The organism is Streptomyces sp. a15, assembly GCF_059026085.1.
Map to the genome: position 1 here is coordinate 112906 of NZ_JBWLKM010000008.1, position 17312 is coordinate 130217.

The 17312-nt window shown below is 70.9% G+C and carries 18 protein-coding genes and 2 tRNA genes; 4 read left to right on the top strand and 16 right to left on the bottom strand.

Features of this window, described 5'->3' with window-relative positions:
• The first annotated feature begins 26 nt into the window (after positions 1 to 26).
• The gene (locus AC5P09_RS11690) at positions 27 to 830 is read left to right on the top strand and encodes an ABC transporter permease (protein WP_493873869.1); all 804 of its coding nucleotides are present in this window, start codon (positions 27 to 29) and stop codon (positions 828 to 830) included.
• Positions 827 to 1792 carry a glycine betaine ABC transporter substrate-binding protein gene (locus AC5P09_RS11695; RefSeq protein ID WP_493873791.1) on the top strand — a complete coding sequence of 322 codons (966 nt, stop codon included), beginning with the start codon at positions 827 to 829 and terminating at the stop codon, positions 1790 to 1792. Before AC5P09_RS11690 ends, AC5P09_RS11695 begins: the two co-directional genes overlap by 4 nt.
• Before the next feature lie 23 nt (positions 1793 to 1815).
• Here AC5P09_RS11695 and AC5P09_RS11700 read toward each other — a convergent pair whose 3' ends face one another.
• The 6 genes from AC5P09_RS11700 to AC5P09_RS11725 all read right to left on the bottom strand — a co-directional run bounded on the left by AC5P09_RS11700 (position 1816) and on the right by AC5P09_RS11725 (position 8167).
• Positions 1816 to 2607 (bottom strand): YlbL family protein, encoded by a 792-nt coding sequence (locus AC5P09_RS11700; RefSeq protein WP_493873792.1) that lies wholly within the window; start codon positions 2605 to 2607, stop codon positions 1816 to 1818.
• Positions 2608 to 3163: 556 nt separating this feature from the next.
• Positions 3164 to 3805, bottom strand: a complete 642-nt coding sequence (locus AC5P09_RS11705) for an IclR family transcriptional regulator (protein ID WP_266438901.1) — start codon at positions 3803 to 3805, stop codon at positions 3164 to 3166.
• 362 nt (positions 3806 to 4167) lie between these two features.
• Positions 4168 to 5967, bottom strand: coding sequence for a DEAD/DEAH box helicase (locus tag AC5P09_RS11710; protein ID WP_493873793.1), 1800 nt, complete (start codon positions 5965 to 5967; stop codon positions 4168 to 4170).
• Positions 5968 to 6104: 137 nt separating this feature from the next.
• Positions 6105 to 6479, bottom strand: coding sequence for a type II toxin-antitoxin system death-on-curing family toxin (locus tag AC5P09_RS11715; protein ID WP_493873794.1), 375 nt, complete (start codon positions 6477 to 6479; stop codon positions 6105 to 6107).
• The gene (locus tag AC5P09_RS11720) at positions 6476 to 6676 is read right to left on the bottom strand and encodes a hypothetical protein (RefSeq protein WP_345565576.1); all 201 of its coding nucleotides are present in this window, start codon (positions 6674 to 6676) and stop codon (positions 6476 to 6478) included. The genes AC5P09_RS11715 and AC5P09_RS11720 overlap by 4 nt, the downstream gene beginning before the upstream one ends.
• Before the next feature lie 48 nt (positions 6677 to 6724).
• Positions 6725 to 8167 carry an MFS transporter gene (locus AC5P09_RS11725; RefSeq protein ID WP_266438888.1) on the bottom strand — a complete coding sequence of 481 codons (1443 nt, stop codon included), beginning with the start codon at positions 8165 to 8167 and terminating at the stop codon, positions 6725 to 6727.
• 191 nt (positions 8168 to 8358) lie between these two features.
• On the opposite strand from AC5P09_RS11725, the gene AC5P09_RS11730 reads away from it, so the two are divergent.
• Both AC5P09_RS11730 and AC5P09_RS11735 read left to right on the top strand, forming a co-directional pair.
• Positions 8359 to 8456: transfer RNA gene (locus tag AC5P09_RS11730), tRNA-OTHER, on the top strand.
• Between the two features lie 23 nt (positions 8457 to 8479).
• A tRNA-Cys gene (locus tag AC5P09_RS11735) sits at positions 8480 to 8551 on the top strand.
• 80 nt (positions 8552 to 8631) lie between these two features.
• Here the strand turns inward: AC5P09_RS11735 and AC5P09_RS11740 are convergent.
• The 10 genes from AC5P09_RS11740 to AC5P09_RS11785 all read right to left on the bottom strand — a co-directional run bounded on the left by AC5P09_RS11740 (position 8632) and on the right by AC5P09_RS11785 (position 17180).
• A complete protein-coding gene (locus AC5P09_RS11740; protein WP_493873795.1) occupies positions 8632 to 9915 on the bottom strand; it encodes a tyrosine-type recombinase/integrase in 1284 nt (427 codons plus the stop codon).
• Between the two features lie 84 nt (positions 9916 to 9999).
• Positions 10000 to 10224 carry an excisionase family DNA-binding protein gene (locus AC5P09_RS11745; RefSeq protein WP_493873870.1) on the bottom strand — a complete coding sequence of 75 codons (225 nt, stop codon included), beginning with the start codon at positions 10222 to 10224 and terminating at the stop codon, positions 10000 to 10002.
• Between the two features lie 301 nt (positions 10225 to 10525).
• On the bottom strand, positions 10526 to 12076 hold the full coding sequence (locus tag AC5P09_RS11750; RefSeq protein WP_493873871.1) for a YfjI family protein: 1551 nt from the start codon (positions 12074 to 12076) through the stop codon (positions 10526 to 10528).
• A gap of 172 nt (positions 12077 to 12248) precedes the next feature.
• Positions 12249 to 13166, bottom strand: a complete 918-nt coding sequence (locus AC5P09_RS11755) for a bifunctional DNA primase/polymerase (RefSeq protein WP_493873796.1) — start codon at positions 13164 to 13166, stop codon at positions 12249 to 12251.
• Positions 13167 to 13254: 88 nt separating this feature from the next.
• Complete coding sequence (locus tag AC5P09_RS11760; protein WP_493873797.1) at positions 13255 to 13482, bottom strand: hypothetical protein; 228 nt, start codon at positions 13480 to 13482, stop codon at positions 13255 to 13257.
• A gap of 14 nt (positions 13483 to 13496) precedes the next feature.
• Positions 13497 to 13787, bottom strand: a complete 291-nt coding sequence (locus AC5P09_RS11765) for a hypothetical protein (protein ID WP_493873798.1) — start codon at positions 13785 to 13787, stop codon at positions 13497 to 13499.
• Between the two features lie 19 nt (positions 13788 to 13806).
• Positions 13807 to 14310: a hypothetical protein gene (locus AC5P09_RS11770; RefSeq protein ID WP_493873799.1), complete on the bottom strand. Its 504-nt coding sequence runs from the start codon at positions 14308 to 14310 to the stop codon at positions 13807 to 13809.
• A 13-nt stretch (positions 14311 to 14323) separates the two neighbouring features.
• Positions 14324 to 14518 carry a hypothetical protein gene (locus tag AC5P09_RS11775; RefSeq protein ID WP_493873800.1) on the bottom strand — a complete coding sequence of 65 codons (195 nt, stop codon included), beginning with the start codon at positions 14516 to 14518 and terminating at the stop codon, positions 14324 to 14326.
• A gap of 22 nt (positions 14519 to 14540) precedes the next feature.
• Entirely contained in the window at positions 14541 to 14798 is a 258-nt protein-coding gene (locus AC5P09_RS11780; protein ID WP_493873801.1) for a hypothetical protein, read from the bottom strand.
• A gap of 141 nt (positions 14799 to 14939) precedes the next feature.
• On the bottom strand, positions 14940 to 17180 hold the full coding sequence (locus tag AC5P09_RS11785) for a cell division protein FtsK (RefSeq protein ID WP_493873802.1): 2241 nt from the start codon (positions 17178 to 17180) through the stop codon (positions 14940 to 14942).
• Positions 17181 to 17312 lie beyond the last annotated feature (132 nt).

Genomic DNA, 17312 nt, shown 5'->3' on the forward strand with positions numbered 1-17312 from the left:
CGGAACGGCTGGGACGGCTGGAGCAACTGCGCCGGAGAGACCGGGAAGAGATCGAAGGCGAAGCCCCGCCGCCACCGCCGGGCCCCCTGAAGCCGCGCATCACCTGGCAGAAGCTGACCCTCCTGCCCGCCGTCCTCATCGCCGTGCTGCTGGCGACCTGGCTGTGGTTCGAGCAGGCGGACCTCGACCCGCTCACCGAGAACGCGCTGTCGGGCGGCCAGGTCTCGAAGGCGCTGTGGCAGCACATCGAGCTCACGGCGATCTCGACGTTCTTCGTGCTGATCATCGCGATCCCGCTGGGGATCCTCCTGACGCGGCGGGCGTTCCGCAAGGCGGCCCCGGTGGCGATGACGTTCGCCAACACGGGCCAGGCGACCCCGGCGATCGGCCTGCTCGCCCTGCTGGTCATCTGGCTCGGCACGGGGCAGAAGGCGGCCCTCATCGGCATCATCATCTACGCCGTGCTCCCGGTGCTGTCGAACACGATCACCGGCCTGAACGCGAACGACCCGACGCTGCTGGAGGCGGCCCGCGGCATCGGCATGTCCCCCACGGGGGTGCTCACGAAGGTGGAACTGCCGCTCGCCGTCCCGCTGATCCTCGCGGGCGTCCGCACGGCCCTGGTCCTCAACGTCGGTACGGCGACCCTCGCGACCTTCGGCGGGGGCGGCGGCCTGGGCGTCCTGATCACCACCGGCATCACCAACCAGCGGATGCCCGTGCTGGTGCTCGGCTCGATCCTCACCGTCGCCCTGGCCCTGCTGGTCGACTGGCTGGCCTCGCTGGCCGAACTGCTGCTGCGGCCGCGGGGCTTGGAGACGGGGACATGAGACGGCGTACGTTTCTGCTGCTGGCCGGCGTGCTGGTGTCGGCGAGTGCGTGCGGCCTGACCAGCGGATCCCCGATGGTCGACGACGTGCGGCCGGGCTCGATCGGCAAAGGAGAACCCCTCGAGGGCGCCGACCTCACCGTGACGTCCAAGGAGTTCACCGAGCAGCTCATCCTCGGCGCGATCATGGGCATCGCCTTCGAGGCGGCCGGCGCGGACGTGCTCGACCGCACCGGCATCCAGGGTTCCATCGGCGCCCGCGAGGCGGTCAAGTCCGGTGACGCGGACGGCATGTACGAGTACACCGGCACCGCCTGGATCACGTACCTCGGCAACAGCGAGCCCATCGCCGACCCGCAGGAACAATGGCAGGCGGTGCGCGACGCCGACCTGGAGAACGGCCTGACCTGGCTGCCCCCGGCGCCGCTCAACAACACCTACGCCCTCGCGATGAACCAGGCCAACTTCAAGAAGTACGGCACGAAGACCCTCTCGGACGTGGCCGCGCTCTCCAAGAAGGACCCCGGCGCGGTCACCCTGTGCGTGGAGAGCGAGTTCGCCAACCGCGCGGACGGGCTGCCGGGCATGCAGAAGGCGTACGGCATGAGCGTGCCCGCCGGGAACGTCACGCAGATGGACACCGGGATCATCTACACCCAGGCCGCGAAGGGCAGTTGCGTGTTCGGGGAGGTCTTCACCACCGACGGGCGCATCAAGTCCATGAACCTCGCGGTGATGCGGGACGACAGGAAGTTCTTCCCCAACTACAACGCGGCCCCCGAGATCAACACGAAGGCCCTGAAGAAGTGGCCGGCCATCGCGGACGTCCTCGCCCCGATCACGAAGAAGCTGGACAACGCCGTGGCCCAGGAGCTGAACGCGAAGGTGGACGTCGCCGGGGAGGATCCGCATCAGGTGGCGCTGGACTGGCTGAAGGAGGAGGGGTTCGTCAAGGAGGGGTGAGCTTGGGGTGAGCTTCCAGCCCTTCAGCAGCTCGGTACGGAGCCCTTCCCGCTCTCCAGCGCCGTCAGCGCGTTCACCGCGCCCTTCAGTGTGGTCACCGGGATCAGCCGCAGGCCCTTGGGGAGTTCGGACTTCGCGTCCGAGCACTCGTCCTTCGGCACCAGGAACACCGTCGCCCCGTCCCGCCGCGCCGCCTGCGTCTTCAGGGCCACTCCCCCGACCGCGCCGACCTCGCCGTTCGCGTCGATCGTGCCGGTGCCGGCGATGGTACGGCCGCCGGTGAGGTCGCCGCCGCTGCCGTCGCCCTCGAGCTTGTCGATGATGCCGAGGGTGAAGAGCAGGCCGGCGCTGGGGCCGCCGACGTCGGCGAGTTTCAGGGTGACCTTGATGTCCTTGTCGGACAGGTCCAGGTAGTTCAGGGCGGCCGTGGTCGCGGCGTCCTGGGACTCCTGCATCTGCTCGGTGTTGTGCTGCTCGATCTCCTTGACACTCTGGCCGCTCGGGTAGACCGCGTCGCGCGGCATGACCGCCTGGTCCGTGGCGAACCAGGCGTCGAGCACGTCACCGAGGGAGACGTGGGTGTCCGGGTTGGTCGCCTCGATGGTCGTCATACGGAGCTGGCCGGTCGTGTCGCGGGTCGGGGCGCCGGAGACCGTGATCACCGGGGTGTCCTTGTTCTCGCCGAGGACATTCGCCGTGAGCCCCGGCCGCGTCAGTGAGAACGGCAGCGGCGCGAAGGCCGCCGTGGCGAGCAGAGCCACGACAGGAACAGCGCAGACGGCGACGGCCCGGGGGCGTGTGAGGCGAGAGAGCACGGGATCAATCTAACGCGACGCCCACATCCGGCCACGTCCCGGCCAGGCTCCTGCGCAGCCGCCGTGACCGCGGCAGTCGTACCCGCCGCAGCTGCCGGAGTCGCGCGCCGCAGCCAAGGCCAGTGGTAGCCACCGAAGCCACGCGCCACAGCCGAGCCCAGTCGTAGCGGCCGCAGCTGCGGGCAGTCGTGCCGCAGCCGAGCCCACTCACAGCCGCCGCAGCCACCGAAGCCACGCGCCACAGCCGAGCCCAGTCGTAGCGGCCGCAGCTGCGGGCAGTCGTGCCACAGCCGAGCCCACTCGTACCCGCCGCAGCCACCGAAGCCACGCGCCACAGCCGAGTCCACTCGCAGCCGCCGTAGCCACGCCCCGCAGCCGAGCCCAGTCGCAGCCGCCGCAGCTGCGGGCAGTCGTGCCGCTGGGGCGGCACGGGTGGGCGCAGCGGCACCCCGCAAGCGCCGGGCCGCGCGACCCACCCCCGCCCAGCCCCGACGCCGGCGCCGAAATCACCGCACCTCAGCCCGGGCCGGCGCACGTCAGTGCAGGACAGCCCGCGTCAGCGCAACGCCTCCGCAACCTCCCGAGCCGCATCCACCACCCGCGGCCCCACCCGCTCCGGCACCGCATCGGCCAGCATCACGACACCAACACTGCCCTCGACCCCCGTAACCCCGATCAACGGCGCGGCCGCCCCACTGGCCCCCGCCTCCAACTCCCCATGCGTCAAGGTGTACCCGGCATCGTCCACGGCCTGCTGCCGCGCGGCGAGAATCGCCCGCCCCGCAGCCCCGCGGTCCAACGGATGCCGGAACCCCGCCCGATATGCCACGTGATAGTCCGTCCACGTCGGCTCGACCACCGCAACGGCCAAGGCCTCCGCCCCGTCCACCAGCGTGAGATGCGCGGTCGCTCCTATGTCCTCCGCCAGCGACCGCAAGGCCGGCAACGCCGCCTCACGTACCAGCGGATGCACCTGGCGGCCCAGCCGCAGCACGCCGAGGCCGACCCGGGCACGTCCGCCCAGGTCACGCCGTACGAGCGCGTGCTGCTCCAGCGTGGCGAGCAACCGGTACACAACGGTCCGGTTCACGCCCAGTTTGTTGGACAGCTCGGTGACGGTCAGCCCGTGGTCCGTATCGGCCAGCAGCTTGAGGACCCGAAGTCCCCGGTCGAGCGTCTGAGAGGTCTCCGCGGTCACGACGCCCACTCCTCCAAGTGGTGAGGTCGGCAGCCCCCTCGCGGCAGATGCGTCACCGAGTCCCGTCGGCGACGCGCTTCAGAGGCCGCCGATCGGCCGGCGGCCCGGCCTGTTGCCGGACCGCGTCGCTTCACGGCTGCGCTCCGCGGCGGCGCTGCCACGGGGCGTGTGCGTAGCCGGACATTAGCGAAGCAGGTTCGCTGAGCGGAAGGCTACGTCCAGAATCCGGGCATCACCCCGTACCGACCGCTCCCTTTTGTCCGCAAACGTACGGCGCGCAGCACCCCGCGTGCACCACACCCGCACAGAGCGCACACGCCCCAGCACACGCCCCGCCTCACCGCCCCCTCCGACGGCGGGCGTCACCGCATCCGCGTGGCCCACTCCTGCACCTTGGCGATCCGCTGCCGCAACTGCCCGGCCGTGGCCTCGGCGCTCGGCGGCCCGCCGCACACCCGCCGCAGCTCGGTGTGGATGACCCCGTGCGGCTTGCCGCTCTGATGGACGTACGCACCGACCATCGTGTTGAGCTGCTTGCGCAGCTCCATCATCTCCTTGTGCGAGACCACCGGCCGCCGCTCGGCGGGCAGTTCGAGCAGGTCGGCCTCCTCGTCCGGCTTCTTGCGGCTGTGCGCGATCTGCCGGGCCTGCCGCTTCTGGAGGAGCATCTGCACCTGGTCGGGTTCGAGCAGCCCCGGGATCCCGAGGTAGTCCTGCTCCTCCTCGCTCCCCGGGTGGGCCTGCATGCCGAACTCGGCACCGTCGTAGAGCACCCGGTCGAAGACGGCCTCGGACTCCAGCGCCTCGAAGGCGAACTGCTCCTGCTCGCCGGTGTCTGCGTCTTCTTCGTCCCGCTCCTTGTTCGCCTCCTCCATCTCCTTCTCGGACTCGGCGTACGGGTCCTCCTCGCCCTCCTTCTTCGGCTTGTCGAGGGCGTGGTCCCGCTCCACCTCCATCTCGTTGGCGAAGGTGAGCAGGTCGGGGACGGTCGGCAGGAAGACGGAGGCGGTCTCGCCGCGCCGCCGGGACCGTACGAAACGCCCGACGGCCTGCGCGAAGAAGAGCGGAGTGGAGATGGTCGTGGCGTACACCCCGACGGCGAGCCGCGGGACGTCGACGCCCTCGGACACCATCCGCACCGCGACCATCCACCGGTCGTTGCTGCTGCTGAACTCGTCGATCCTGTTGGACGCCCCGGCGTCGTCGGACAGCACGAGTGTCGCCTTGCTGCCGGTGATCTCCCGGATGAGCTTGGCGTAGGCGCGCGCCGAGTCCTGGTCGGAGGCGATGACGAGCGCCCCGGCGTCCGGGATGCCCTTCCTGACCTCGGTCAGCCGCTGGTCGGCGGCCCGCAGCACGCTCGGCATCCACTCACCGCGCGGATCCAGCGCCGTACGCCACGCCTGGCTGATCGCGTCCTTGGTCATCGGCTCGCCGAGCCGGGCGGCGATCTCGTCGCCGGCCTTGGTCCGCCACCGCATGTTGCCGCTGTAGGAGAGGAAGATGACGGGCCGGACGACCCCGTCGGACAGGGCGGACCCGTATCCGTACGTGTAGTCGGCGGCGGACCGCCGAATCCCGTCGTTCCCCTCCTCGTACGTCACGAAGGGAATGGGGTTGGTGTCGGACCGGAAGGGCGTACCGGTGAGCGCGAGGCGGCGGGTGGCCGGCTCGAAGGCCTCGAGACACGCCTCGCCCCAGGACTTCGAGTCACCGGCGTGGTGGATCTCGTCGAGGATGACAAGGGTCTTGCGCTGCTCGACCCGGTTGCGGTGCAGCATGGGCCGCACGCCCACACCCGCGTACGTCACGGCGACACCCTGGTAGTCCTTGCCGAGCGGACCCGCGCTGTACTCGGGGTCCAGCTTGATCCCTATCCGGGCGGCCGCCTCGGCCCACTGCTTCTTCAGGTGCTCGGTCGGCGCGACGACGGTCACCTGCTGCACGACATGGTGGTGCAGCAGCCAGGAGGCCAGCGTCAGCGCGAACGTCGTCTTCCCGGCGCCGGGTGTCGCGACGGCGAGGAAGTCACGCGGCTGCTCCTGGACGTATCTCTCCATCGCGCCCTGCTGCCAGGCACGCAGCTTGCTGGCGGTACCCCAGGGGGCACGGCCGGGGAAGGCGGGGGAAAGGTGGTGGGAGGAGGCGGCGGTGGTAGTCACGGTCTCCGTTTGGTGGTCGGGCGGCTCGGCGAACGATGCGGACAGCTGGGCTACGTATGACAACCGGGCCACCCTACCGGCGGCCGGATGGTGTCAACGCGCGGACAAGCCCGGCTCGCCCGTGGGTGGGACCCACGTCACAACCGCCGCAGCCGCCCCGCGATCGCCCCGATGTCCCCCTCCGCTCCGGACGCCACATCGATGACCAGCGCGTACGCCGTGTCCTGGTCCACGCCGGCGAGATCGACACCGTTGAGCGCGAGAAAGGTCGCCGCGGCGAGCCAGGCGGTGCGCTTGTTCCCGTCGACGAAGGGGTGGTTGGCGGCGATGCCGTGGAGGAGGGCGGCGGCCTGCTCGTGGAGGTCCTCGTACGCCGCCGTACCGAACATACGGGCGCGCGGCCGGTGCACGGCGGAGACGAGCAGCCCGGGTGCCCTGGCCTCGGGCGCCCGCCCACCGAATGCGACCTCGGCGAGCGCGGTGACCTCCGCGACGGTGAGGTGCCGCGTCATTCCCCGAGCCTCCGCAACAGCCCGGCGTGCGCAGAGGCGAGCCGCTCCCCGACGGAGCGCACGCCCCGGGCCTCTTCGTCCAGATATCGCCGTACGGCCTCCCGCGCGATGTCCTCGGGCAGACGACCGCACGCATCGGCGAGGTCGTCGAGGGCCCGGCCGTCGGACGGATCGAGGCGAAGCGTGAGCTCGTGCATGGACGGAGGCTAAGCCCCGCGATCAGCCCGCCACGACCGGTTTACGGTTCACCGCTCCCGCAACCGCGTGGTCACCCAGGCTCCCACCAACGCCACCCCCGCCATCGGCAGGAACACCGCGGCGAAGGCAGCCGGATGAGACCCGGACGCCTCGGTGGCCGCATGGGTCACCGTGCCGCCTCCCAGCGCGGCGAACGCGGCGCCGCCCATCGCCAGCAGGATGACGTTGGACAGGCCGTCGGAGATCTGAAGGGCGGCGGAGTTGGTGCCGGCCTCGTCGGGGGCGGAGAGGTGGAGGAGCAGGACGCTGGTGGAGGAGATCACCAGGCCCATCCCGAAGCACCCGAAGCCCCAGGCGACCGCGAGGGTCCAGGCGGGCACGGCCTCGATCAGCACACTCGGCGCGGCGGCGATCGCGGCGGCGACCAGCACCATCCCCACCGTCATCAGACGGTCCCGGTACGGCCCCACCCGCGGCCGCGCCTGCACCCACGACCCCAGCGCCCACGTGACCCCGCCCGCCGCGAGCGAGAACCCGGCCAGCGTCGGCGACAGCCCCCGCTGGGTGACCAGCATCAGCGGCACGAACGACTCGGCGGCGACGAAGGACCCCGCCGCAACGCCCCGCAGCAGCACGACGGAGGGCAGCCCGCGCGCCGCCCGGTACGTCCCGCGCGGAAGCAGCCCGAGTACGGCGGGCACCAGCAGCGCGACGCCGGCGGCGGCCGGGAGGAGCGAGAGGGGGCGCAGATCCTGGGCCGCGTACTGCAGCAGACCGGCACCGAGGGAGATCCCGAGGGCGAGCCGGATCCGGCGCCGGTCGATCGACCCGCTCCCCTCGGCCCGCTCCACCGCCCCCGCCGCCCGCCGCCGTATCTGCGGCAGCGCGAGCGCCAGCGGGAACACGACCAGCACCGGAATCCCGACGAACACCCACCGCCACCCCAGATGTTCGGTCACCGCCCCCGAGGCGAGCGGCCCGACGATCGACGGCACGACCCAACTGGCCGCGAACGCCGCCATGATCGCCGGCCGCAACCGCTCGGGATACACCCGCCCCACCACGACGTACAGCGCCACGATCACCAGCCCGCCGCCGAGCCCCTGCACGGCCCGCCCGAGAATGAACAGCCACATGACCCCCGCGGTCCCGGACAGCAACAGCCCCGCGGCGAAGGCCCCGATCCCGGCGGTCAGCGGCCCGAGCGGCCCCCGCCGGTCCGACCACTGCCCGGAGAGCACCATCCCGAACAGCGAGGTCGTGAAGTACCCCGAGAACGCGAACGCGTACAACGAGACCCCGTCCAGCTCCCGCGCCGCGACCGGCATCGCCGTACCGACCGCGGTCGCCTCGAAGGCGATGAGCAGCACGACGGACACAATCCCGACGCTGAGCGCCCGATACGGCCGACTCAGCACACTCTCGTCGACGGAGGGCAGGTCGGAGGCGGTGTCCGCGACGCCGGTGTCGCGTGGGTCCAGAGCGGTCATGGTCGCCAGCGTAAGGGCCACGGGCCCGCTTGACCCCTGTCGAGAGAAGGGCCTGCCCCTGGACCTTGGTCGTACGACCACCCACACGCACCGCCCTTTCATGAACGGCGTATGGCAGTCCCGTTGCAGGGCCGGCGATTCCCTTGAGCCCCTTCCCGACCGGGCCGTACGGTCAACTCAGTGAGTTACACGGCCGTATGCCCGAGTGGTTCAGGGGCTCGCCTGCGCTGCATCCATCAGCGAGCTCCGCTCGCGGGGAGTTACGTGGGTTCGCATCCCGCCACGGCTGTGGATACTCGACCGATTGATCACGGCCGTATGCCCGAGTGGTTCAGGGGCTCGCCTGCAAAGCGAGTTACGCGGGTTCGATTCCCGCCACGGCCTCTACTGTCTGACCAGGCAAAAGGAAAGGGCGGCACCCCGGAAGGGTGCCGCCCTTTTGGTCCTCCGTCTCAGTTGCCGTCTCAGTTGGCCGGTACGAGGGCGCCGGCCGCGCCGTCGTCGTCCTCGTCCGGCCGGTCCGTCTCGGGCTTCCAGATCAGGCCGTCCACCTGTTTCGCGATGTCCGTCCGCACGGCATCGACCATGTGCTGATACCTCGCGGCCATGGCCGTGGTGGACCACCCCATGAGCCCCATGACGGCCCGCTCGGGGACACCGAGGATGAGTAGGACCGTGGCGGCCGTGTGGCGCGCGTCGTGCAGCCGACCGTCCCGCACCTTCGCCTCAGCCAAGAGATCCTTCCATTCAGTCCAGTCCCGACGATGGGACGGACTACGGCCGTGCTCATCTGGGAAGACCAGCCCGTTCTCCTCCCACCGCTTCCCGGCCGCTTCCCGCTCGGCTTCCTGCGCCTTGAGGTGCGCACGGAGTAGGTCAACGAGCTGTTCGGGGAGACCGACCGCGCGGCGGCCGGCGCGCGACTTGGTGACGGTCAACTCCGGGTTGGTCCGTCGCTTCTGCGGGCAGTACCCGGCGGCCTTGCGTCCGCAGGGCTCGGAGCACCCATGGGCGTACTGCGGCCGGTGGCGGCTACGGCGGACCATGAGGAACCCGCCGTCAAGGTCCACGTCCACCCACTGCAAGCCCAGCACCTCCCCCTGGCGCAAACCGAGCGCGAGGGCGACAGCCCACCGTGCGGAGTTGCGGTGCTGGTCAGCGGTCTTCAACAGCCGCTGCACCTCTTGGACGGTGTAGGGCTCTACCTCGTGGTCCCCCGTCTTGGGCGCCTTAGCCAACAGCACCGGGTTCTTGCCGAGATGGCCGCGCCGTACAGCCTCGTTGAGCGCGGCGCGGAAGGTCCGGTGCACCTGGTGAGCGGTCGCGGGCTTGCTGCCGTTGGCCTGCATCTTGGCGTAGAACACCTCGATGTGCTCAGGCTTCAGCTTGTCGAGACGGTGAGCGCCCAAGCCGGGGATGAGGTGCTTCCGCACGGCCACGCCGTACCCGACCATCGTGTTGTCGTTCACGGCGAGGGGCGCGACGTTCTCAATCCAGTGGGTCAGCCACGCCTTGACCGTCCATGCCTTGCCGGGCTTCCGTACGGTCTTGGCGTCTCGCTGCTTCTCCAACTCGCTCACGGCGGCCGTCACTTCAGCGCGAGTCTTGCGCTCGACATGACGGCGGTCCGGGGTGCCGTCGTCGCGAACGCCCACGGTCACGCGGCCGTGCCATTTGCCATCCTTGCCGAAGTAGATCGAGCTTCGGCCGTTCGGCTGTCGGGTGCGCTTCTTCTTGTCCTCTGCCACAGGCAGGCTCCTGTTTCTTGCGTGTCGGGATGGAGCCGGGGCGGCGGGTTGTCCTGTCCGGGAGAGCCGCCACCCCGGGTGTCGTCAAGCGGCGTGTGGGGCGGTTCGGAGACTGGCCACATAGGCGGCCGGTGCGTCAACGGGGACGCGGCGCAGACCGCCGACCATGACAGATTCGAGTGCGCCAGCGCGGATGAGTGCGAAGCACGTGGTGCGGCCGATGCGGAGTCGGCGGGCAGCTTCTTCAACCTTGAGGAGTACGAGGGTCGCGTCGTCGTCGGGGGTGGCGAGGGTGCCGTGTTCGTCCAAGAGGCTCACTCCGATGAGATGAGTTCTGGCAAGGGGCGCCGCCACAGAAACCACGAAATACACAGAAACCCTGGATCGCGGCACTGACCTGCACTGATGCCGGGCGGTGGTCTCTGCCACAGAAATCAACGAAGGTTCCACAGAAATAAGGGGGCCGGTCCTGCGGGGCCGGTCGGGCTTATTTCTGTGGCTTCTCTGCGAGATTCTGTGACGGAGCGCCGCGAGCTCCAGCGGGATGGTCTGTACAGGTCAGGGGCTTGCGGCGGGTGTTTCTGTGATTCTGTGGTTTCTGTGGGCGGGCTCAGGGGGTGGGGTCGGTCAGCCGGGGGTGGACCAGGTAGCGCGGCGAGGGCGGCCGTCCGCGTCCGCCGGTGCGGGCTACAGGCAGCGCGCGCATGTAGCCGTGGTCTTCAAGGAGGTTGAGGGCCGGGTCGAGATCCGCGACAGCCGGGAACTCGGTGCGGGAGAGTTTGACCATGAGGTCGCGTTTGCTGACCTCGCCCCATCCGTTCGTGCGCAGTGTTTCGAGGATGGTGCGGGCGCGGCCGGTGGTGGGGTCGGCGCCCATGGCGTCGAACACGGCGAGGGCGTGGGCGGTGTAGTACTCCCCCAGCTCGATGGCCGCGCGCATGGTCGCCTCGGTGACGGGGTGGGCGTAGCCGCCTCCGCCGTGTTCGGCGAGGTGCAGCAGCGCGGCCATGCGGGCGGTCGCCCCGGCGAGTTTCCCGGCCCAGTTGGAGATGTGGCCCAGCTTCCCGCCGCGCGCCTTGAGCTGCGGTTCGATGTGCTGCTGATAGGCGATCAGGGCCGCGTCCGCCTCCGGGGTGAGCTGGATGACGGCCGGGTCGGTCCACTCCGCCAGGGACAGGGTGAGGTCAATGACCTTCGCGCTGTAGGTGGCGGCCGTGTCCTCGGGGACCGGGGCGGTGATGATCTCGCGTTCGCCGACCGTGGACGCCGGGAGGGAGTACAGGAAGCGGGCCAGCAGTCCGCGTCCCTCGAATCCCTTCACCTTCCCGATGTCCCGCAGGACGTCCGGCTGTACGGCGAGGCCGACCGTGAGGGCGGGGTGGTCGATGTACTCGCGGCGGGTCTGCCGGTTGACCCTGAGCCGGTCCCCGGCGTGCCCCTTGAGGAAGACTTCCATGTTGGGGGCGCCGCTGGAGTAGCGTCCGGCGATGATGTCGAAGATGCCGCCCTCCGCGCTCATCACCGAGAGCCGTCCGCCCTGTTCGGCCATGAGCGAGGTGACCGTCTCGACTGTCGAGTCGTCGGCCAGCAGTACCGGTTCGGCGGGGACGGTGAGCGTGTCGGCGGTCTGCGCGAGGCCCACGGCGGTGGCCACCATGTCGTCGCGCTTGTCGCCGTCGGCGGACGCGGCCTTGGTCGCGGCCTTGTCGGCTGCTTCCTTGGCCAGACGCGCGGTCAGTTCCGCTTCGACGATGACCGGCTTCATCGCCGTCTTGAGCTGCTTCTCCGCCTCATAGAGGGGGTTGGTCAGCAGCGCGAAGACGGCGGACTTGCGGTTGGCGGGCGGGAGCGCGACCACGGTGTAGAGGTTGGTGGGCTCGCGCCAGTTGCCGCGTACGTGGACCACGGACCGGCCGCCGGCCGCCGTGGCGAGCACCGCGAGGGCGATCGATCCGGCGAGGTCCACCGGGGTCTGCGTCTCCTGAGCGACAGCCGCCACGAACTCCCCCAGCCAGGCGGGGAGGACATGGGCGGGGAACGGCGGGCGCTCGCGGCGGCCGGTGAGGGGAATGGGGTCCTCCCACACCTCGGGGGCTGTGTCGTCCTCGCCGGGCGGGTCTTGCAGGGCGGGCAGTCCGGCCCACAGGTCGGGGCTGTCCACAGGCTGTGGAGTCATGAGGCTGTCCTCCCTTCGGCGGTGGCGGTGTGCGGGTCAGGACTAACAGCGATATGGACGCCCTTGCGGGCGGCGACGTCCGGTTCGCCCAACGGCCGCCGTGGCGAACGCTGTACGGCACCCTGAGGGCCGTTCGCGGGGGTTCGGGATGTTTTGTTCATGCCGCGCGCTCCACAGCCGTCTCAAGGCCGTTGGCGACCGCGCGGCGCGCGTAGCCCTCGGGGACGCCGACCAAGACGGCGGCGGTGACGATCTCCTCGCCGATCGCCGCGAGGCCGCACGGCCCGGGGCAGGCGGTGTGCTGTGCGGCGAGGAAGCGGGCCACGCCGAACGCCTGCGATCCGGCGCCGGATTCGGTGCGCGAGCGTACGAGGGCGAGGCCGCGTTCCAGGCCGGTACGGACGTAACCCTCGGTGTGGCGGCACCCGGTGGCCACGCTCCGGTCCCACGGGGCGCGGGCGGGGAGAGAAGAGGCCACCCCGCGCCGGGCGGGGGTGGCCTCTTCCTTCACGACCAGGGCGCGCACGGCCGCCGGGAGGACGCCCATGCGGCCGGTGCCGGGACCGAGCCAACGGGCGTACTGCATGCGGGACTTGACGTCGACACCCGGCCGCACCGCGTTCGCCGACGGCATGACGCCCTGGTAGAGCCAGTGTTCGCCGCGCGGGGTCAGCACGGTCCGTGTCGCGGGCAGTGCCCCGCGGGCCCAGTCGACGGCCGCCGCGTTGTCGAGGTCGACGACCGTCAGCCCTGCCCCGCCGGGGTGGTAGGCGAGGGCCACCGCCTCGCGCCACACCGGCGCCCACGCGGGCGAGGTGAGGACGGTGGGGTCGGTGGTGGCGGCGGCCCACGCGTGGCATGGCGCGGGGCACTGGCAGGGACCGGCCGCCTTCATGTGGGGCCGTCCGCCGCACGCGTTGTCCTTGCAGGTGCGGCAGTTGCCGAACGGGACCTTGCCCGCCCGCAGGGGCAGGACGGGGACACCGGCCGCCGCGAGGGCGAGGGCGGTGTGCAGAGGGCTCCCGTCCGGGTGATTCCCGTCGAGGGGGCGCCGGGCCTTGCCGGTAGCTGTCATGCTGGAGGTCTCCTGATTCTGTTTCGTCGGGACTGGAGACCGGGGGCGGCGGGTTGTCCTTGTCCGGGAGCCGCCGCCCTCGGGTTAGCTACCTGGTGCCGCCGGCGCGGCGGATCAGGCTCGCGATGGTCGCCACAGTGGGGTAGTCCCACCCGGCGATCCAGTCGACGATCCGCCGGTCGTAGGTGCCCAGTTCGACACCCGCCCTGTCGAGTTCGGCGAGCAGTGCCTCACGCTGTGAGGTCTCGGGCGAGTAGCCGAACGGGGCCTTGTCGAGGGGGCCGTCGGCGATGGGGTCGTTGGCGCGGAAGGTCATGGGGCTCCTGTCGGTCAGAAGGGCGGTTCGTCGCTGTAGCCGCCGGGCCCCCACGGGTCACGGCCGGTGTCGCGACGGCGCAGCCACCGGGGCCGGTGCGGCAGGGGAAGCAAAAACCAGCGCAGGTTGTCGTGCCAGCACCCGCAGGGCTCCCAGTCGGTACCGGCGTACTCGCCGGTGTGGTCGCCGTAGTCGTACTCGAACCCGCCCTCGCCCTCGCAGTCGCGGCAGTCGGGGCGCGGGGTGTCGGTCAGGACCAGGGCCCGGCGAGGCCAGTGAGCGACCTGAATGCGCAGTCGGGTCACGGAGGTTGGTCTCCCTCGTTCAGCGGCGGTGGTCGTTGTGGGTGCGGGCGAACAGCCCGCGCGTGTGGGTGGTGGTGTGCTCCTGATGGACCGGCCCGGTGTAGTGGTGGTGGTGCTCATCCGGCGCGGCCTCGCCGATTCGCCTGAACAGGCGGGCGAGGGCGAGGACGGGCACGGCGACGGCGGCCGGGGCGGCGCAGATCATGCCGATGACGGCCGGGTCAGCCTCCCGGGAGGCGATCAGCACCCCGATCGCAATCAGGCCGGGCGGGACGGTGGCCAGTCCGGCGGTGAGCATGAGGCGGGAGGCGTCCACGGCCCGCTGGGACATCGGCGGCACCCCCGGCTGCACGACCGGCGGCATGTCGCCGTGCGCGGGCAGGGGGCTCGTGTCCCGGTAGGAGGTGGGGATGACGGGGGCGGGCCGGTAGGCGTCGGCGATGATGCGGGCGGCCTCGGTGGCGGCCTGGTCGTCCGTGAGCGGGACGCCGGTGCGAACCGGGGCGGGGCTGGGCTCGTTCACGGGAGCCTCTCCTTCAGTTGCCGAGGGCGGACAGGGCGTCGGCGGTCGCCTTGACGAGGCTGACGATGGGGTCGTACGCGCCGGTCCCGGCGGCGAAGAACCCGAACAGGAACAGCACGATCGCGGCACCGCCCCCGGCGGACTTGGTCTTGACGGCGAGGGCGGACGCGGCGCCGAACAGCAGCACGGCGGAGATGTCGAAGATCACGGGGTGCCTTCCGGGCGGGCGGTCAGGGGGTGTCGGTGCCCGCGCGGTAGATGCGGGCCCAGCGGTTGTAGAGCCAGCGGCCGACGCGGATGCGCTTGCCGGTGGCCTTGCAGCGGCGGCAGTCCTTGCCGCGTTTCAACCGGCCTTTGCGGTCGGTCTTGAGCTTGTGGCCCATGCCACGGCAGCGGCGGCAGTCGCCGAACGGCGAGGCCGCACACAATCCGATGTAACCGAGCGTGACCATGAGCAGGCAGGCGATAGCAAGGAGCGGGAGGGTCATGAGGTGCCCTTCCAGGCTGTTTCCGGGGGTTTCCGCAGGTGGGGTGCTATCCGCTAGATCGCAGATGGGGTGCGGTTTGGGGTACTAGCGGGGGTGCTACCGGTAGCAGGCACACCTGCTACCGGTAGCACCTTGCCGGGGCTATGCGGCGCCCGGCTTTTCGTTACGCTCCGCAATCACCTTGAGGATGTCGGCGCGGACGATGCCCCGCCGGGTGGTGCGGGTGCCGTCCTCGGTGCTGCCCGCGACGTCGCGGGTCCTGATGCCGTGCGGCTTGAGCGCGCTGGTGACGTTCTCGCCCTTCCACCCGCCGTAGACGTCCGGCCGGAGTTCGGCCAGGCGGGCGGCGATCCGCTCGTTCCACACCCGCTCTTCCGCCTCCGGCACCACCGCGACGACGTCGGCGAGCAGGTCGTAGGCGGGGCCGGTGACCGTCTCGGGGTCTTCCCCCAGGGCGAAGCCGGACAGTAGTCCGGCCTTCTGGCGGATGGTGCGGGCGCGTTCGGCGATCGCGTCGGCGCCCGGGGCGTCCACGTAGACGGAGGAGACGATGCGGGCGTCCGAGCCCTCGCCGACGAAGTAGTGAATGCCCTTGTCACCCCAGGCGAACATGGTCGCCCGCACGCCCCGCTTGTAGGCGGAGGTGCCCAGCACCATGTCGTTCTCCGTCTGGCCCATGACCTTCAGGCACCACCGGGCGGACGCGTTCGCGGAGATCCCGGTGGGCAGCGACTTGGCGTCCGGGCGCTGGGTGGCCAGCAGCATCACGATGCCGGTGGCCGGTCCGCGCTTGACCAGGTCGGTGGCGATCTCCTCGAACTCCTTGCCGTGCTCGGGGTGCTCGAACAGCACCTGGCACTCATCCACCCCGACCACGATCGGGTGCAGACCCAGCGACCGCTTGTCCGCGAGAGCGCTGGTCACCTTGTTCTCGGGGCAGATGTCCCTGGGCAGCGAGCGGATCACCTTCACGCGGCGGCGCAGTTCCTCGCGCAGGGCGCGGAAGTCACCGAGCACGTAGAGGATCGCTTCGTCGTCGTCGCCGGCGGCGTGCCGGTGGGAGACGTTGTTGCCGACCGGGTCGAGGTCGCCGGTGCCCTTCATGTCGAAGCTGTGCACCTCCGCACGCGGATCGAGCGCGGCGATCAGCAGAAGCAGCCTGAGCAGGAAGGTTTTGCCCATGCGGGGGATCGCGCCGATGACTCCGGCGATGAACATCAGGGTGATGTCGACCCAGCGTCCGCGCTGGTCGGTGCCGAACGCGACGGGCTTGAACAGGTCGACCGTGCCCGACTTGGCCAGCGGCCAGGCGGGCTTCTTCGCGGTGTTCATGTCCTGGTCGCCCACCCACAGCACCAGCCGCCCCGGGTGCTCCGGGGCGGCCTCCGGCCACACACACCCCAGCGGGCGGCGCAGCCCGGAGGCGAGGCGCTCGCGCTTCTCGATGATGTCCGTGACCGTCACGCCGTAGGGGAGTTCGCCCGTGGCCCGCCAGCCGGGCCCGTCCCGGGTGATCGGAGCGGTGAACTCGAACCCGTCCCGGCCCTTGGCCTGCGCCTGGCTGATCGCCGGAATACCCAGCGCCCCAAGCGCCCGCAGCACGATGTCACTGGTGAGCTTGGACGCCTTGGGGATCTCCACCGCGCGGTGGATGACGGGCTGGTCGGCCTTGCGGCCGTTCATGCCCAAAGCGAGCACCAGGGCGCCGACCGAGACGGCTTGCAGCCAGTCGGGGGCCAGCACGTACAGGGCGAGCGCCAGACCGAAGCCGACGAACATGCCCAGCACCATGACCAGGGTCCGCAGCCGCACCCGGCCGTCGCGCTGCCGCGACAGCTTCAGGTACTCCGCCGCGTCCTCGCGGCGCACGGCCGCCAGGCGTACGGGCTCGCCCTCGCGGTCGGCCGCCCACCGCATCGTGCCGCCCACGAACTTCGCGGCCCCCGACGGGGCTTGCATGGTGAGGCGGGCGGCGTAGACCGGGGTGCGCAGCACGTGGTACCCGGCGGTGTGGGCGTAGTGGCGGGCCACCCACGCGGACGCGGTCTTGAGTTCGGCGACCGAGCGCAGCCACAGCGGGATCACGTCGCGGCGCTTGGCGGCGGCGAGGCGACCGAGGTAGCCCGGACCGGCCGCCTTCACGGCCGGGTCGTCGACCAACCGCTGAGCGGTCGGGTCGGCCGACTCGTGGTCCGACTCACCCGGGCGGGAGTCGGCCGACGGGTCGGCGTCGGGTCGGGTGGTCGGGTCGGCCGACTCGGCACGGGCCGACCGTGCCTTGTCGAGGTCGACCACCTCGCCCCCGGAGTCGGGCCGGGCGTCGGCGCTCATCTCGGCTTCGAGTCGGTTGAAGAGTTCGTTGTCGTCGTCGGGGTGCTTCACTGAGAGTCCTTCCGAGAGGTAGGGATGACGGGGCCCGGCCGCTGTCTTGGCGGGCAAGGCCGGGCGCCCGTTCTTGAACTGCGAGACTTTCGCGGTGGAACGCTGGGGACCAGGGACAAGACCCACTACTCG

Coding starts and splice junctions, on each gene's coding strand:
- AC5P09_RS11695 (WP_493873791.1), top strand. CDS start 827: ATGAGACGGCGTACGTTTCTGCTGCTGGCCGGCGTGCTGGTGTCGGCG.
- AC5P09_RS11715 (WP_493873794.1), bottom strand. CDS start 6,479: ATGACGCGGCACCTCACCGTCGCGGAGGTCACCGCGCTCGCCGAGGTC.
- AC5P09_RS11720 (WP_345565576.1), bottom strand. CDS start 6,676: ATGCACGAGCTCACGCTTCGCCTCGATCCGTCCGACGGCCGGGCCCTC.
- AC5P09_RS11725 (WP_266438888.1), bottom strand. CDS start 8,167: ATGACCGCTCTGGACCCACGCGACACCGGCGTCGCGGACACCGCCTCC.
- AC5P09_RS11755 (WP_493873796.1), bottom strand. CDS start 13,166: ATGACAGCTACCGGCAAGGCCCGGCGCCCCCTCGACGGGAATCACCCG.
- AC5P09_RS11760 (WP_493873797.1), bottom strand. CDS start 13,482: ATGACCTTCCGCGCCAACGACCCCATCGCCGACGGCCCCCTCGACAAG.
- AC5P09_RS11780 (WP_493873801.1), bottom strand. CDS start 14,798: ATGACCCTCCCGCTCCTTGCTATCGCCTGCCTGCTCATGGTCACGCTC.